Annotated in this window: 10 protein-coding genes; all 10 read right to left on the minus strand. The window is 59.4% G+C overall.

The window, feature by feature from the left end:
- Window positions 1-11 precede the first annotated feature (11 nt).
- The 10 genes from lsrK to D9V29_RS12340 all read right to left on the minus strand — a co-directional run bounded on the left by lsrK (window position 12) and on the right by D9V29_RS12340 (window position 12,954).
- Entirely contained in the window at window positions 12-1,568 is a 1,557-nt protein-coding gene (gene lsrK / locus D9V29_RS12290; protein WP_121673622.1) for an autoinducer-2 kinase, read from the minus strand.
- Window positions 1,565-2,554 carry a sugar-binding transcriptional regulator gene (locus tag D9V29_RS12295; protein WP_121673623.1) on the minus strand — a complete coding sequence of 330 codons (990 nt, stop codon included), beginning with the start codon at window positions 2,552-2,554 and terminating at the stop codon, window positions 1,565-1,567. The genes lsrK and D9V29_RS12295 overlap by 4 nt, the downstream gene beginning before the upstream one ends.
- Window positions 2,555-2,635: 81 nt before the next feature.
- Window positions 2,636-3,685, minus strand: coding sequence for an autoinducer 2 ABC transporter substrate-binding protein LsrB (gene lsrB / locus D9V29_RS12300; RefSeq protein WP_220699957.1), 1,050 nt, complete (start codon window positions 3,683-3,685; stop codon window positions 2,636-2,638).
- 74 nt (window positions 3,686-3,759) lie between these two features.
- On the minus strand, window positions 3,760-4,749 hold the full coding sequence (locus tag D9V29_RS12305; protein ID WP_183085008.1) for an ABC transporter permease: 990 nt from the start codon (window positions 4,747-4,749) through the stop codon (window positions 3,760-3,762).
- A gap of 62 nt (window positions 4,750-4,811) precedes the next feature.
- Window positions 4,812-5,831, minus strand: a complete 1,020-nt coding sequence (locus D9V29_RS12310) for an ABC transporter permease (protein WP_121673626.1) — start codon at window positions 5,829-5,831, stop codon at window positions 4,812-4,814.
- Window positions 5,828-7,336: a sugar ABC transporter ATP-binding protein gene (locus D9V29_RS12315; RefSeq protein ID WP_183085009.1), complete on the minus strand. Its 1,509-nt coding sequence runs from the start codon at window positions 7,334-7,336 to the stop codon at window positions 5,828-5,830. The genes D9V29_RS12310 and D9V29_RS12315 overlap by 4 nt, the downstream gene beginning before the upstream one ends.
- Window positions 7,337-8,132: 796 nt before the next feature.
- Complete coding sequence (locus D9V29_RS12320; protein WP_147436280.1) at window positions 8,133-9,275, minus strand: N-6 DNA methylase; 1,143 nt, start codon at window positions 9,273-9,275, stop codon at window positions 8,133-8,135.
- Entirely contained in the window at window positions 9,272-10,204 is a 933-nt protein-coding gene (locus D9V29_RS14810) for a hypothetical protein (RefSeq protein WP_147436281.1), read from the minus strand. The genes D9V29_RS12320 and D9V29_RS14810 overlap by 4 nt, the downstream gene beginning before the upstream one ends.
- A 3-nt stretch (window positions 10,205-10,207) precedes the next feature.
- Complete coding sequence (locus D9V29_RS12335; RefSeq protein WP_121673631.1) at window positions 10,208-12,079, minus strand: ORC-CDC6 family AAA ATPase; 1,872 nt, start codon at window positions 12,077-12,079, stop codon at window positions 10,208-10,210.
- The gene (locus tag D9V29_RS12340; RefSeq protein ID WP_147436282.1) at window positions 12,076-12,954 is read right to left on the minus strand and encodes a phosphoribosyltransferase-like protein; all 879 of its coding nucleotides are present in this window, start codon (window positions 12,952-12,954) and stop codon (window positions 12,076-12,078) included. The genes D9V29_RS12335 and D9V29_RS12340 overlap by 4 nt, the downstream gene beginning before the upstream one ends.
- Window positions 12,955-13,045: the final 91 nt, after the last annotated feature.

The raw sequence follows: 13,045 nt of genomic DNA on the forward strand, positions 1-13,045 counted from the left end.
TTCTTGTTCTTTTAGCTGCCTGGCGCGCGCCAAAGTGGGCTGGTGATTCCGGAGTTCATGAGTTCGAGCTGAGGCGCGTACGCGGTGATCCAGCGCTCGCGGACCGCCCCGTAGGCCTTGTGTGCTTCCGTGTCGGGCACGACTTCTCGTTCCCACGAGAGCCAGCTTTGTGCCGCTGTCGAAGGCGTATCAAACACCCCTGCGCCTGCTGCCGCGCATGCGGCGGCCCCCTGCGCCGTGGACTCGGTCACCGCCGGGATGCGGATCGGTCTGCCCAGCACGTCGGCGACCAGCTGAGTCCACATCTCACTCTTTGCGGAACCGCCGGCAAACACCACGTGGTCCGCCCGAGTGCCGCTGAACCCTTCGACCATTTCCAGGTTCAGTGATGCGACGATTGCTGCATTCTCAAGGAGCGAGCGGAACATAGCCGCGCGCAGCCTCGGCCCGCCATCCAGCGACAGGTTCAGGAACGAGGGCGCGGCATGCTTCCACTGCCGGTAGTTCATGACGTCCGAGAAGATTGGGATGACACCGTCTGCCCCGATCGGGATGTCGGCTGCGGCCGCGGTAAGCAGATCAAGTGGATCGCGGCCCGTGGCACGGGCGATCTCTGTCTCCTGATGAGCGAACGTGTCACGGAACCAACGGACTGCCGTTCCGGAGTGGAACGCAATCGCCTCTGCCTGCCACATGTTGGGGATAGCTGCCGCGTTCACCCGCACCCGCATGCTTGGGTCAACGGTGGGCGTCGGAAGGTTCACGAACTGTTGCCAGAACGTGCCGGCGACGATGGCCGCTTCCCCTGGTGCGGTCAGCCCCATGGAGAGGGCTGCCAGCTGCGCGTCCCCGCCGCCGAGCACGACGAATGTCGACGTGCTGAGACCGGTCTCGTAAGCGGATGCGGCGGTTACCTGTCCTATCACGGTGCCGGGCTCGGCTGTCTCGGGGAGAAGATCGTCGCGAAGCCCACACAGTCGCAACAGCTCGGGGTCCCCTGCGCGGCTCGCGAGCGATACGAAGCCAGAGGTGGATCCGTTTGAGGGCTCCATCGCGCGCACACCGCTGAGTCGGAACAGGACCCATTCGCTGAGCATCAGCACTGTGGCAGCGTTGTCGTACAAATCGGGGCGGTGCGTTTTGAGCCACAGAAGTCGCGGGCCGGCTGCCAATGCGAACATCTGCCCGGTTTGGGCGTAGATGCTCTCTTCCAGACCGGGATTCGCAGCCAGCGCTCGCACCTCCGTCTCGGCGCGGGCGTCGACGTTCGCGCAGGCCCAAATCTCACGGCCGTCTTGATCAAGAACGACAATGCCTTCGCGCATCGAGGTCGAGCTCACCGCAGCCACATCGGATCCGGAGATGCCGGCCTTCGCAAGTGCCTCGCGAATGATCTCGCGGATAAGCGCCCAGTTCCGATCCGTCGCGAAGCTCATGGACCCGGGGATACCGGGCTCAGGATCGTGTTCCCAGCTACGCTGTGAGATCGCTACAGGGGTGCCGCCCATATCGAATATGCATGCGCGCACCGAGCCGGTCCCTGCATCAATCGCCAGGACGTAGTTCATATCGTGTTCTTTTCCGGTGAGACATGGACGCCCTCGGCGGCAAGCAGCGCTCGGGCAACCTCTTCGGTAGTGACCAGCACATCGAGATACCCACCGCGAAGTGCACCGAGAATCGCATCAACCTTGGAAATGCCGCCGGCGATACCGACCACATTGGGGATGCCGCGAAGCTCGTCGATTCCGATGCCGATACGCCGTTCGTGGAGCGACACGTCCAGAACCTCGCCATTCGCGTCATAAAAGATTCCGAGGATGTCGCCGACGGCTCCGAGCTTCCGAAACTCAACGAGTTCCGCATCGGTCACGTAGCCCTGTTGCGCGAGGGTCGCCTGTTCAGCCACGCCGCCTATCCCCACGAGGGCCTGATCTGCTGTCCGCGAGCGCTCGAGAACACTCTGGATCATGGGCTCGGATCGCAGGTCCTCAGCAAGCTTTGCCGATGACACCACGATCGGCGCCGGTATTGCAGCATCGAAGTGGATCCCCGGTGCTCCGTGTCCCCGGCGAGGGGTCGGGGCATAGGTATTCACGCCACCAGTCAGCGTTACCGTGCTGATCTTCTCGCGCTGTTCGACGGGTAGCCGCTGCATCGTGGCCTGTACCGTCTCGCCCCATCCGAGCGCGAGCGTTTGACCGGTTTCGAGCGTGTTCTGGAGGTATTGGGCACCGCCCCTGGCCAGACGTTGCGCAATAGCGTGGGGATCATTCGGCTGGTCCTCGAGCGCTGGGGGCACGAGCGCTTCCTTGAGATTGAACGTTTCACGAAGTTTGCGCCCCACCTGGAACGCGTCGAAGTTGCTCGAGCCGAGCGTGAAGGTGACGATGCCTGACTGGCGGCTTCGCTCGAGCAGACGCCCGGCGGTAGCCCGAGAGATCGAGAGACGCTTGGCGACCTCGTCCTGCGTGAGCTGATCGACGTAGTAGTACCAGGCGGCCCGTAGAATCTGCTCCTGGGTCTCCCAGTTGTCACTGTCCGCGGTGTTCATCGCGCATCCTCTCCAGCTCGTGTAGTGCGTATTTCAGGGTGTGTGGTGAGGGAGGTTTCACCCCCTCACCACACGCGACGACTAGAAGTCGAAGTCGTCGATGTTCTCGGCCGTGAAGATCGTGCGCTCCGGCATCACGATGATGCCGTTTCCGTCCGCCTCATAGTCATAGCCCTGGACTGAGTTCGGCTGGACTTCGAGCTCCCCAAAGCCGTCGACCTCGAATTTGTCGCCAACGTTGAGTTCTTTGCCCTCGATGAGCATCTTCGCGATCTGAACCGAAAGGGCGCCCTGCGCCTGTGCGTCCCACAGCGCGAAGCGCTTGAGAGTCCCGTTGGCAATGTATTCCTTCATCGCATTCGGAGTTGAAAATCCAACCAGGGTGATATCAGTGCGACCGAGGTTCTCCAACGCCTGAGCGGTGCCCGGTAGAGCGTTTGCGTCTGGAGCGATGATCGCCTTGAGGTTGGGGTTTGCGTTGATGAGTGCCTCAGCCTGCTGCACTGCCTGCTCCGTCTGGTTCTCGGAGAAGATGGTATCTACGACCTCCCAGTTGGTGTCTTCCGCGATGATCGACTTCGCCTCTTCAGCCCACTGGTTCTGATCTGTCACGGTCGGGCTGGAGTAGTGGAATGCCACCTGCGCCGCGTCGTCAGCGCCGATGTCTTCGAGGGTCATGTCCACGAGCATCTTGCCCAGCTGATCAGGAGTGCCCTGACTGATGTAGAACTGGCGGCACTCGGGATTCACATCGGAGTCCCACGTCAGGGTAACGAGGCCTTGCTCGCGTGCCTTGTCCAGTGACTGGCAGAGCCCGTCCGGAGTCGTCGATGACACGATGATCGCGTCGAACCCCTGGCCAACGTACGTGTTGATGAGCTCAACCTGCTTCGCAGCCGAAGCTTCCGGCGAGCCGAGATACTGCACATCGAGTCCCAGATCTTTTCCGGCAGCCACAGCTCCCTCGCCGCCCGCTTCGAAGAAGCCGACGCCAGTGAGCTTCGGGATGAAGGCAATTTGAGCGCCGTCCGCGGTGCTCGAATCTCCCCCGCCCCCTTCGCCACCAGCTGCGCTACTGCAACCTGTAAGGGCGACCAAGCCCAGTGTCATTGCCGCAACCGCGACCTTCATTTGATTCCTCATCGAATCTCTCCAATCGTTAGGTGACAAGTTCTTGCCACGTAGGGGGGTTACACACTCGGGATTTATACGAGAACGTCTGTGCGTTCGGCCGTCGCCGCGGTACCCATGCGTCGCAGATTTTCTCTGCGCACACGGCTGTTACGCACGCGCTCGGACCAGCGCCCACTCCACCAGCGGAGGCTCGCGACGGTGACAAGGATCACACCGGTGAAGACGGCGACCTCATTCTCGGTGAGGTGCGCAAAGCGCAGTCCCTGCTGCAAGAAACCGATTACGAAGGTAGCCACGATGACGCCGAAGATGGTCCCCTCGCCGCCGTACATCGACACACCGCCGATGACCACGAGGGTGAGCACCGGCATGAGCAAAGCACTTCCCACGTCGGCACGAGCCGATCCGACGTAGGACGAGAGGAGCAGCCCGACAATTCCGGCAGCGAATGCGGTGAGCACGTAGGCCCCGATAAGCACAGCGTCGGAGCGGAACCCTGCGTAGCGCGCAGCGACCGGGTTCGCACCGATGAGTCGTGCCTGGCGGCCGAAGGTCGTGCGACTCAGCAGGATGGCAAAGAGGATCGCAAAGATGATGAACACGATCAGCATGTTCGGTAGGCCCAGAGTCCTGCCGCCCGCGATCGCAGTGAATTCTTCGGGGAGGCCGGAGACACCCTCGAATGCGGAGACACCACCGAGCCCCGATGCGGCAAGCGCCAGGCCGGCAAAAAGGAATTGGGTACCGAGGGTGATCACCATGGGATTTGCGCGCGTCAAGATGATGAGCAGGCCATTGATCAGCCCCGCCGCCAGTGCGGCGATCAAACCCACGATCACCGCGACCCAGATATTCGCACCCGACTTGAACGTGACCCCCATCATGATGGCTGCCAGCGATGCGATCGACGCAAAGCTGATGTCGATTCCACCGGTGATCATGACGATGGCCAGCGGCAAAGCGATGATTCCGAGATATACGAAGTCGGACATCGAAAACAAGAGGCGGTTAGGATCAAGGAACTTCGGGCTCAGCGCGCTGAACACGACGAGTTCAAGCACGAGCACTCCAATGAGGCTGACCTCCCAGCGAGCAAAGGGCTTCAACTTTGCTTGTAGCGCCTTCATGAGCGCACCTCGCTTTCGACTAGTTCGGGATTCTTTCTTGGCACGTCGTCGAGTGCGGCATAGCGCGCAGAAAGACGTTTCTGAGAGACAAGTGCCCTCACCCGCGAGTCCGCGAAGAGTGCGATGAGCAGAATGGCACCGATCACTGTGTCTGACCATGAACCGGGAATCCGGAGAAAGCTCAACGAGCTTGTCGCCGTGCTGATGAAGAGGGCGCCAAAGGCCGCGCCTGTTACGGTGCCGACGCCACCAGTGAGGGAGACTCCGCCGATCACGGCTGCGGCGATGGCGCGCATCTCGATTCCCTGGCCGGCCTGGTTTCCAATCGATCCAACCTGGGCAAGGAAGACGAGCGCAGCGAGGGCCGCGAACACTCCGGAGAGGGTGTAAGCGAGGATTACGAAGCGGTTTGTCGAAATTCCGACCAGGTATGCTCCGTCGGCGTTGTCTCCGGTTGCATAGAAGCTTCGTCCAAACTTTGTGCGGGCCATGAGGATCGCGATGACGCCGATGAGCGCAATGGTCGCCCAGACGAGGACCGGCAGCCCTAGGAGCTCGACGCGCCCAATCTGGCGGTATGCGGCGGGAAGGCTCTCGATCGAGTACCCGCCGGTAACCAGGAAAGATATTCCGCGATAGGCGGCGAGTGTTCCGAGAGTCATCACGATCGAGGGGACGTGCCCGTAGGTTACGCCGATGCCGTTGATCGCGCCGAGTATGGCTCCGATGGAAATCACTGCCATCACCGCGAGCCAGATAGGTGCGCCATCTCGCATGAGCATGGCTCCGACGATCCCGGAAAGAGCGAGCGTCGATCCAACCGACACGTCAATGTTTTTCGTAAGTATTACGATCGCGCTGCCTGCGCCCAGCAGCGCAAGAATGACGGTTGAGTTGAGGACCCGCGCAATGTTCGACGGATCGATGAAGCTTCCATGAAACAGGCCGACAAACACGAACAGCAGGACGACGCCCCCGATAGTTATGAACTCTCGCTGCCTCAAAAAGGCCTTCATGATTGGTTGTCCTCTCCTGCTGCTGACCCGAAAGACAGGTCTCGGACAGATTTCAAGCTGATCTCGTCCCCGGCAAGTACCTCGCGAATGCGGCCCTCCCGCATCACCACAATTCGGTGGCTCAAGTCGACAACCTCTTCGAAGTCCGACGAGATGAGGACGACCGCGAGACCCTCCTTTGCGAGCTGGTCGATGAGAAGGTAGAGATCTTCGCGGGCCCCGACATCGACACCGCGTGAGGGTTCGTCGAGAATGACGACGGTGGGCTCTGCAGCGAGCGCTTTGGCGAGCGAGACTTTCTGTTGGTTTCCACCGGACAGGTTCGCGAGGCGACGCTTCGGGCTTCCGGCTTGCAGCGACAAATCTTTAGAGAAGCGGGCTGTCAGCTCGTTCTCCTTGCTCCGACTGATGAAGCCAGCGGTGCTCACCTTGTCGAGCACAGATGCCACCATGTTGTCGACGATGTCGCCAATGAGGAAGATGCCGTGGGCGTGTCGGTCCTCGGGTACGTAGGCGAGGCCTCGACGAAGTGACCTCCTCGGCGTGGGGTGATCGTAAGTCTTGCCGTTCAGTTCGATCGAGCCGGTCCCGGGGCGCAGGCCGTACAAAGTCTCCGCGAGTTCCGTACGGCCGCTTCCGACGACTCCGGCGATCCCCAGCACCTCACCTGGGAAGACGTCAAATGAGATGTTGGCGAAGCCCTGGCCCGTCATATTGGCCACCCGCATCGATGGCTCGCAGGCACGGTCGACTGTAATCGTGCTGTTACGACGCAGTTGCAGTTGCGCATCGGGGACCATCGCCTGCACGAGAGCGTCGATGTCGACGTCGGCGGTCTTCTCCTGCAGCACCATGTTGCCGTCGCGTAGGACTGTGACGCGGTGGCAGAGTTCGAAGATCTCGGACATGCGGTGGCTCACGTAGAAGATGCCGACGCCGTTCTCGGCAAGCCGTCTGAGCTGCGAGAACAATCGGTCCACTTCGCGTGCGGTGAGTGCCGCTGTTGGTTCGTCGACGATAAGGAGGCGTGCCTCGCGGAGGATTCCGCGGACGAGTTCGATGAGCTGCTGATCTGAAATCGACAGCTCGCCTGCCGGCTGGTCGAGATTGATCCGATGGCCGAGAGAGTCGATAACCTCGGCCACCTTGGCTTTGGTGACCTTGCGCTTGCCAAGCGCAAGAACGACATTCTCGTAAACCGAAAGGTTCGGGAAGAGTTTCGGTTCTTGGGGAACCATGTACACCGAGTTGGCGTGGGCAGCCTTTGGTGAAAGATTCTTGACTCGATTTCCACCGATGGTGATGGTTCCTGCGTCAGGATCGATGACCCCGGTTATCGCCTTCATGAGCGTCGACTTTCCGGCGCCATTTCCACCGACGAGCGCGTGAATCTCTCCTTCGTGTACGTCGATGTTCACACCTTGAAGCACAGGGATGCCGCCGTAGGACTTCCAAAGGTGTTCCACCTGCGCGACCACTGGGCGCTGCGCCACTATGTCCGACACCCTGACTCCTTCACAACACTGTGAGCATTCGTGCAAGGCGAGATCATCTGCTCACCTGCGATGAGTATTACACATGCTCACCCCCTAAGCAAATGTTGCGCAAGCATTCCAGCCGCTTTGGTGAGCTCTGAAATGAGGAGCGCCATTCACCGGACACGCATTGCCTAAGTTCGACCCCCGGCGCGCCGTTTCCTCCGAGCGGCGGTCGGCCGTTAATCCGAAGCCGAGTGGCGCTCGAGTCGGAACGCTAGCGTGAGCGCAAGCCCGTCATGAAGGTCGACCACGCCTGCAAACACCGGTTAATAGCCGCACCCGGGAACTGCAGTTGAAACAGTCGAGCGGACGCGGAGGAGGCCTGTGCCCCTGCAAGAGATCCCTGTGACGGCCCGCGGAACCGATTCATGCGCCCTACTGCGTCCGAACGGGCTATTCGCCCTGGACGCGTCCTGCCGACGTGGACAGCAACCACGCCGATGTGCGCCTTTATCAGGGCTTTATTGGTCGGGCTTACGCGATTTGAACCTGCGACCCCTTGGAGGCTCAGGGCCTATTTTGGTTGTTGCCGAATGTCTTCGAAAACTCGCGGGTTCCCTTGTGTTTACAGGGAACCGGAGGTTCGGTCACTCCGATTCTACCCGGTCGCGGGGGGTCCCTCACGAGTCAATCTGATGGGTAAATGATGGGAAAAACCAAATGCCATCGTCCCCTCTCCGTGCAGCAAAGCCCATTCTCGATGTATGCCGACGCGCCTGATGAGGGAGCAGAAGAGGAGCACCATTCCACGTACAAGAGAACCTCAGGCACGCTCACATTCGCGAGCAGCACTGTCTCCGCAGCAACAAGCTTCCACCGAGCCACTAGCTTTGACGACGTGGGTATGCCAGCCGAGCTCTTCTAGTTGGGCCTGAATAGCTGCAAGAGTCAAGTACTGTGCACCGGTGCCCCGATACGCGCTCAAAAAGTTCGCCTTCGCTTCGCGCAAGGAACCCTGCAGGGAATCTAGTTGGGTACGAGACCGTGGCCGGAGCGCCACTAAACAGTCGCTGAGCACGGCCCGCCCGACATCCAATAGTGTCGGATCACTCCACCGGCCGACGCGGCTGATCATGATGAGCGGACCTTCATCAGCCAACGCAGCAGACGCCACCATATCGGGGGTCCGCATGCGCAAGTTGGTCGTATGTAGGAACGGCAGAGGGTCAGTTGGGACAGTGGCGCGCACGCTGTGCACGGGAACACGACCTCTGATCACCTCAACACAACGACAACCGTCGAGGGACGGCTCGAGGGCATCCCGACGGATCACTGCTGGCTGGTCGTAAGAATCTCCCGGCATCAGCCGAACCAACGAAGTAGAAACCCGTGCCCCATGAAAGGACGTGGTCTTGAACCGCTCCAGACGGGAAACCGTATAACGCCTTCGAATCGCTTCCCAAAGTGGCTGGTGCCGTTCAGCATCCACTGCACCATCGGGGAGGATCGCGTAGACCCCAACGCTGGGCTCGAGGTCGGACAACACCTCGACAAGAAATCTCATCGCGGGCGCGACTCGACCAGAAAACTCCTTATACCCGATCCGGTCGCCCCCATTGCCCCGATATGAAAAGGGCGGATTCAGGACAACAGCCGCGATCTCCTCCCTTGCGGCCCGCCAGGCCCGACTCGCGGTTTTGGCCTTATTCTGCAACAGGTCAGCTTGGCTAATCACCCAGCCAGGCTGCGCCCGACGCAGGCCACGAACAACTGTTGCATCAACGTCAATCCCATAAAGCGACACCTTCGTCCCGAACCGCTCTTGGACGGCCGATAGAAGTGCCCCGGCGCCGACGGCAGGATCGAGTACGCGTCCCGAGAAGTCCTCGGGCATCGCGGCGGCCACCCGTTCTGCAACAGCGCGCGGCGTGTAAAACGCGTCCACGGCACGCTTTCGCGAAGTCAAGGAGCTATCCACCGGAGGAAGCTGCTCACTTCGTAGACGTACACGCCGCGGGATCCTCGCGTACGACCTTTTGAACGCACGGGGTGGTCATAAATGAGCTCCACGAGGGCCGAATGTTGAATAGCATAAAGCACAGCTCCGAGAGCATGAGGTTTGGTTCCGATTGGCGCAACACGGAGGTGCTTTCCTCCAGCCTTCGCGTGGATGCGTTCTATCGCCCGGTAGGCCTCAAAAGGGCAGCTGGCTCGCGCGTACTCTACACGGCGGTCCATGCGGTCATGCTCGAGGATGTCCCTATTGGCAAGATATGTGTAGGTCGGGTATTCGACTCGAAATCCGGGAGAACCGATGATTGGGGATGTGCGGCGGAGTTCGACCTCCTCCTGATCAAAAATGTGCCCGAGCCGTGCTCCCTCGAATCCTAGTAAGGGTGCAAAGTAACCCTCGTCGTCACTTCTTCGCGCGAGACGAGCAAATCCAGGCAACGGTTCTATCCCCCGACCAGTGCTGAGGTCATACACAGCACCTGGAAGTTCGTCGCTCCGCCGATAGTCATTGGGTTCCGCATAGAGCGCTAGCACCTCGTCGTGGCAAGCCACGAGCGCCTTAATCAGGGGAGCCCACACCCTATGTTCCAGGCTCGTCAAGTCCACGGCGACTGGGCCAGCCAAACTGCGGGCAAAACCTTCCAAGTCCCCGAACTCGAACAGGTTCACTTCGATGTTAGGACCGTGTATGAAGCACCGCGCCTCGTCCAACACCTCGAGTCGGCACAGTTGAATGTCTGCAACTTGGTTCAATTCCTCGACAATGGTCTCGGCGCGCTCTTCTTCTATGTCTGCTCCGTACAGAAGGTGCGCTATCCCTAGGCTTGAAATCTGAGTTGACTGTAGGCGACGCGTGAAATCGGGTTCGGTGACATCGAGCATGGGTCACTCCCAAAACAGCAACTGGTCGGGTAGATCGCTGGACTCCGTACCCCGCGTTGCAAGGATTCGCCGTACTGTCGCGGCCGCGCGTTCACGCTGAGTGAGCGCCATGATGTCGTCCGCGCGAATTGTCATCCGCCGCTTCCGCCGAGCGCTATAGACGAAATACGGAGCGAGGACGGGATGTAACTGGAAATCCATTTCGCGTGTAGCGCCGGAGTGCCTAGCGTTCTTGTCTCCGTTGAAGCTCAGAAGTATGCCTTGCCCAACTGCTTCTCCGAGCAGCTGGTCCACGTCCGTCGCAGCGGCGAAACTGCCCGTGTAGCTAACACGGAACTGATTCACTTCAGGGGTTGCGAGAGCCATCTCCCTCGCTAGAGCGCCGAAGATGCTCCCCAATCCGAGAGCGAGCCTCGTCAACGATGCCCCTTGCCGCGACCATCCTTGGAGATCTCGAATTGTCGTCTCCCCTACGCGAGCCGCTGCACGGGTTTGATGGACAACTGAAACCGAGGTGTTTAGCTGGCCGCCTTCGATTACGTGGAGCCTCAAGGCCTCGTAAACAAGGCGGATCATGTAACGAATGTTGCCGTCCGCCAGTTGACAGTATGACTTCCAGCCCGCGTAGTACTTGCGGTCGCCTACTCGGTTCTCTCGAATAGCGAAGAGTGCGGCGTATCCATAGTTACCAACGCGGACAGCCCACTTCTTCGGATGTCGCATCGCGAACCGTAGAACCTCAAGTACTTCCTCGTCATGCGATTCAGCCCACTTCAAAACGATGCAAGCACTGAGGTCGGAAAGCGACTGCGCGAATTCAAGGTCCTCGGGCGAAGCGCCGGGGGCTCGAGAAAGCCGACTGAGCAAGTCCGCCTTCACGACCTTCGCGCCAAGAAGATCCGCTTCCTGCTCAATGCTCAACTGAGGTAGAAGCCGGCTCGGATCCATGTGATCTGGATCAATCAGAGCCAGCCTTTGTTCCAGAACGGTAGCGGCGAATCGTTCAAATGACTCACCTTTCAGATCCGTCACTATGTCCACGGTCGTGAAGTCCGCGGGCTCCTGCAACGGCTGGTCATTGATGAGGGTCGCACGGTCGATTGCGACCGTGTTCCGAACGCCTATCTTGAACGTGTACGGCGCGTTCCCTACCTGTTTGATCAGCGTATTGACAAGCTTCTGTTGATATGCCGAGAGGTTTTCATATTCGTCAAGGCAGAACATGAAAGGTCTTAGTCGACTCACTCCCAGATCGTCGATTGCACTGAACAGGTAATCGAGGGGCTTGCCCAACAGTGAGAGTGAGGAATCCGACAATGCCGAAATGTTCCCGTTTATCTTCGCCTCTACGTCAACGAGCGCGAGATCGATCGCGTTCGATAGCTCGTCAATGGACGTCGACTTTGCTAGATGAAGAGAACGAGTGAACAACGTGAGCTCGTGCTCTTTCAGCAGCACGACGTGAGAATTCCGAGACAGCCAGGCCGCGTAGTCCAGGACAAGCGAACTGAGCTTCAAGTTCAAGTAGTGGGAGAAGACACGTGACCACAAATCCTCCGGGAGGCCCTTACCTCGAAACACGGAGACGACGTTCGGCTCCACCTTCCAGTAATTACCGACGACTTCCCACGCCTGTGGGTCCAGCGATTCCGTGATCCGCGCCTGTCCCCCAAATGACATCGACCGCAGCGTCGTGGTCTTACCCGTGCCGCGTCCGCCAACCAGAAAGGACGGCGAGATCCCGACGAGCTGTTTGAAGTACAGAGGAGCGGCAAACCGTCGGTACAGTTCGTCGTCGCTTTCATACTCGGCACGCACCTGACCCAGTGCTCGATTGACGCGCTCCAGGAGATCCGGACTCGAAAGACTGTTCATTTGAGCAACGGCCTCCACGATTCGGCGCAAGGCGACCACTGCAATACAGGGAGTGTGTTGTTGGGGCAAGAGTGGTGGAAGGATAGCGCGAGTCCCAGATCGCCGTAGCCAACTGGGCCGTACTCATCTCTGCCGGTGCGAGGGGAGTACTTTGCGAAGAATTCCGGTAACGACGGCCGCAATGCAACCGGTACTAGCCGTGTGTTGGCGTCAAGAGCCTGATAATCCCGGTCCAGCGAATATGTCGGAGCAACGATCACACCGCACTCCGATTCGATCTTGGTTATTGCGTCTTGAGTAGCCACCACAGGCAGGTAATACGCCGAAGAGATGAAATCTTTGGATTGAAGATCGGCAAGCGAAACCTTTCCACTATCGGTCTGGTAGCGCCGACGCCAATCCCGTGTGAATTGAGTCCCAGAAGCAGCGAGATCATCTAGGAAGATAACGGAGCTTGGCCCGGATGTCAGAATCTTCTTGATGAGATGCTCGCTGTCGAGAATTCTGTTTTCCTCAAAACGAAGTCTCTTTGCGATCCGGGCGAACACATAACCGGACGCGGTAGGGTCACCCGACCGACTTAGCGGAAACGAGATGAGAACGTCGCGAACGAATTCTGACCAATTCGCAGCTCTGCTGATGCTGTCACCGAACTCAACTCGCGATGAAATGCCCCGGATCGTAGAAGCAACGGCGTACACGATCTGCTCTTCATCGATGTGAACGTGAGCCTCAAGCAAAGCAATCGCGATTTCCGAATCTAGACCCTGGTCAAAGTTGTCGAGCCAACCACCGAGATCCATGCGACTTGGGCTGGGCCATACCGCGACATCGGAGAGATACCCCCGAGTCTCCAAGACTTCCTTACGGTCCAACTGCGGCTCCTTTTGCATTCCTCAGTCTGGAACTTATCCGATCAAGGCACCGCCGGGCGTGAGGCTCGTCGACCTAGCTCGTGTTTCTTCC

It is taken from the genome of Mycetocola manganoxydans, assembly GCF_003667545.1.
GTDB classification, from domain to species: Bacteria; Actinomycetota; Actinomycetes; order Actinomycetales; family Microbacteriaceae; genus Mycetocola_A; species Mycetocola_A manganoxydans.